The organism is Cobetia sp. (assembly GCF_983723665.1).
In genome coordinates this window covers 1-3,468 of the sequence record NZ_CFDJES010000033.1, presented here as the reverse complement: position 1 = coordinate 3,468, position 3,468 = coordinate 1, and the positions used below count along the sequence as shown (strand labels likewise).

General features: G+C 68.1%; 2 protein-coding genes. Both read right to left on the bottom strand.

The window, feature by feature from the left end; translation table 11 throughout:
• Positions 1–11: 11 nt before the first annotated feature.
• On the bottom strand, positions 12–3,038 hold the full coding sequence (locus AC4FAH_RS05270; RefSeq protein WP_287020512.1) for a molybdopterin-dependent oxidoreductase: 3,027 nt from the start codon (positions 3,036–3,038) through the stop codon (positions 12–14).
• The coding region (locus AC4FAH_RS05265) for an NADH-ubiquinone oxidoreductase-F iron-sulfur binding region domain-containing protein (protein ID WP_490245742.1) at positions 3,035–3,468 on the bottom strand (434 nt) is incomplete at its 5' end. The genes AC4FAH_RS05270 and AC4FAH_RS05265, both read right to left, overlap by 4 nt.

Sequence of the window (3,468 nt, the reverse complement as noted above, 5' to 3'; positions counted from 1 at the left end):
ACATGTCTGCTTCAGCTCTCCACACCCGCCGAGGCGGGTTCGGCTCTGGCCAGACGGCAGGCGGCGTACTTGAACTCGGGAATCTTGCCCACCGGGTCGAGCGCCGGATTGGTCAACAGGTTGGCGGCGGCTTCGGCGTAGCAGAATGGCACGAAGACCATGCCGGCCGGCGTCAGCGGATCGGCGCGGGTAGCGAGGGTGATCTGGCCACGTCGCGTGGTGATCGAGAGCGGCTCGCCCGGCGTGATACTCAGGCGCTCCAGCTCCACCGGATTGAGCGTGGCCACGGCGGCCGGCTCGAGATTGTCGAGTACCGCCGCGCGGCGCGTCATCGAGCCGGTATGCCAGTGTTCGAGCTGACGGCCGGTGGTCAACACCGTCGGATAGTCGTCATCCAGCGTCTCATCCGGCGGCGTGGGCCAGGTCGGTACGAAGCGGGCACGGCCGCTGGCGCGCGGGAAGCCCTCGCCGAATACCACATCCTCGCCCTCGCCCCCCGGCGTCAGGCACGGATAGGTCACCGAGTTCTCCTCGGACAGCCGCGCCCAGTCGATGTTGTCGAGGGAATCCATGCCTTTTTGCATCTCGGCGTAGATCTCCTCCGGCCCGGCGTAATCCCAGTCAAGCCCCATGCGCCGCGCCAGCTGCTGGGTGATCCACCAGTCCGGCTTGGCCTCGCCCGGGGCGCGCAGTGCCGCCCGGCCACGCTGCACCTGCCGGTTGGTATTGGTGACGCTGCCGTCCTTCTCCGGCCAGGCGTACGAAGGCAGCACCACATCGGCGAACTGTGCCGTCTCGGTGACGAAGATGTCCTGCACCACCAGGTGCTCCAGATGCGCCAGCGCGCTGCGCGCATGCTCGAGATCCGGGTCCGACATCGCCGGATTCTCGCCGAGAATGTACATGCCGCGGATCTGATCGGCGTGGATGGCGTGCATGATCTCCACCACCGTCAGGCCCGGCGTCGCCGAGAGCGGGGTCTGCCACAGCGCTTCCAGTCGCTCGCGCGCCGCCGTGTCGCCCACCGGCTGATAGTCGGGGAACACCATCGGAATCATCCCGGCATCCGAGGCGCCCTGGACGTTGTTCTGCCCGCGCAGCGGGTGCAGGCCGGTGCCTTCACGCCCGACATGACCACACACCAGCGCCAGCGCGATCAGACAGCGCGCGTTGTCGGTGCCGTGGGTGTGCTGCGAGATGCCCATGCCCCAGAAGATCATCGCGCGCCTGGCGGTCGCGTACTCGCGGGCCACGGCGCGAATCTCTTCTGCCGCCACGCCACACAGCGGCGACATCGCCTCCGGTGTCAGCGCCGCGACATGCTCCTCCAGCGCGGCGAAGTCCTCGGTGTGTGCCTCGATATAGGCCTGATTGGCCAGCCCCTCGCTGATGATGACGTTGAGCATGGCATTGAACAGCGCCACGTCCGCCCCCGGCGTGAACTGGATCGAACGATGCGCCTGACGACGCAGCGCCAGCGCACGCGGGTCGATCACCACGATGCGCGTGCCACGCTTGGCGGCGCGCTTGAAGAAGGTCGCCGCCACCGGATGATTGACGCCCGGGTTGCAGCCGGTCAGCACGATCAGGTCGGACTGCTCGGCCTGCATGAAGGAGGCGCTCACGCCGCCCGAGCCGACGCCTTCCATCAGCGCCGCCACCGAGCTTGCATGACACAGGCGCGTGCAGTGATCGACATGGTTGGAGCCGAAACCGGTGCGCACCAGCTTCTGGAACAGCCACGCCTCCTCGTTGGTGCACTTGGCGCTGCCGAAGCCCGCCAGGCTGTCGGGGCCATGCGCGCGCTTGAGGCGCATGAGCCCCTCGGCCGCGACCTCGAGGGCCTCGTCCCAGCTGGCCTCACGGAAGTGGGTCAGCGGGTGTGCGGGGTCAAAGTTCGCATCCAGCCCCTTGGCCACACCGTCACGGCGGATCAGGGGGCGGATCAGGCGCTCCGGATGGCGCGGATAATCGAAGCCGAAGCGCCCCTTCACGCACAGCCGGCCGTGGTTGGAGGGCCCATCGCGGCCACTGACCGCAATGATGTTGTCCAGCCGCGTATCCGCGACGCGCTGCCAGCGCTTGTCAGTCTTGAGGGAGTCGCCGTCCGCCATGCCCTGCTGGGCATCCGCCAGGGTCGCGACCGGCTGACCCTCGACACTCAACGCCTCGCCGCTGCCACGACTGACCTGATACTCCAGCTGACAGCCCACGCCGCAGTACGGGCAGATGGAGGCGACGCGCTCATCGACGGCGGCGCTGTCGCCGAAGCCCTGCTCATCCACCTGGGCGGCGGGCATCAGGGCGCCGGTCGGGCAGGCCTGCACGCACTCGCCGCAGGCGACGCAGGTGCTGTCGCCCATCGGGTCCTCGAGATCGAACACGATGCGCGTATTGCTGCCGCGCCCCGCCAGCCCGATCACGTCATTGACCTGCACCTCGCGACAGGCGCGCACGCACAGGCCACAGCTGATGCAGGCGTCATGATTGACCGCCATCGCGGTATGGGAGTGATCGAGAGCGCTGGCCTGCGTCGGCAACCACTCATCCACGGTCTCCCCCAGCCACTCGCGGACCGTCTCGCGGGCACCGCCCAGGGTCTCGCGCGCGTGCCCGACATCCACCGCCAGCAGCTCGGCCATCGCCATGAAGTGACTGCTGACATCAGGATTGTGCGCCTCGGCGGGCATGTCGGCGGCGAGCAGCTCCACCACCATCGCGCGCGCCTCGCCGGCACGCCGTGAACTGGCACTGCGTACCACCATGCCCGCCCGCGCCTCGCGGATGCAGCTGGCAGCAAGAGTCCGCTCGCCGTCGATCTCGACCATGCAGGCGCGACAGTTGCCATCGCCGCGATAATCCGGCGCTTCGCTGTAGCAGAGATGGGGAATCATCTCGCCGGCACGCTTGGCGATCTTCCATAGCGTCTCGCCGGGATAGGCCGTCACCTCGGCACCATCCAGCGTGATGGTGAAGCCATCCTCGCGCAGCGGCTGATCATCCGAGGACGAGTTGCCCAATCCTGTCAGCGCATTCATGCCTCACCTCCCGTGGTGTCAGCCGCGTGGCTCGTGGCGATCAAGCGCACCCCGCTGCTGGCGAGGGTCTCCCGGAAGTCCTTGAGCAGGCCGAGCACCGGATTGGGCGCGGCCTGGCCAAGCCCGCAGATCGAGGCGTCCATCATCACCTGCGACAAGCGCGTCAGCAGCGTCTCATCCCACTCATCGCCGCTGAGCGCCGCCAGCATCTGGCGCGTGCCGACACGACACGGCGTGCACTGGCCGCAGGACTCGTCCATGAAGAAGCTCATCAGATTGCGTGCCACCGCCGCCAGGTCGTCCTTATCCGACAGCACCACCACCGCGGCCGAGCCGATGAAGCAGCCGTGGGCCTGCAGGGTGTCAAAGTCCAGTGGCAGGTCCGCCTTGCTGGCCGGCAGAATGCCGCCGGAGGCCCCGCCGGGCAGGT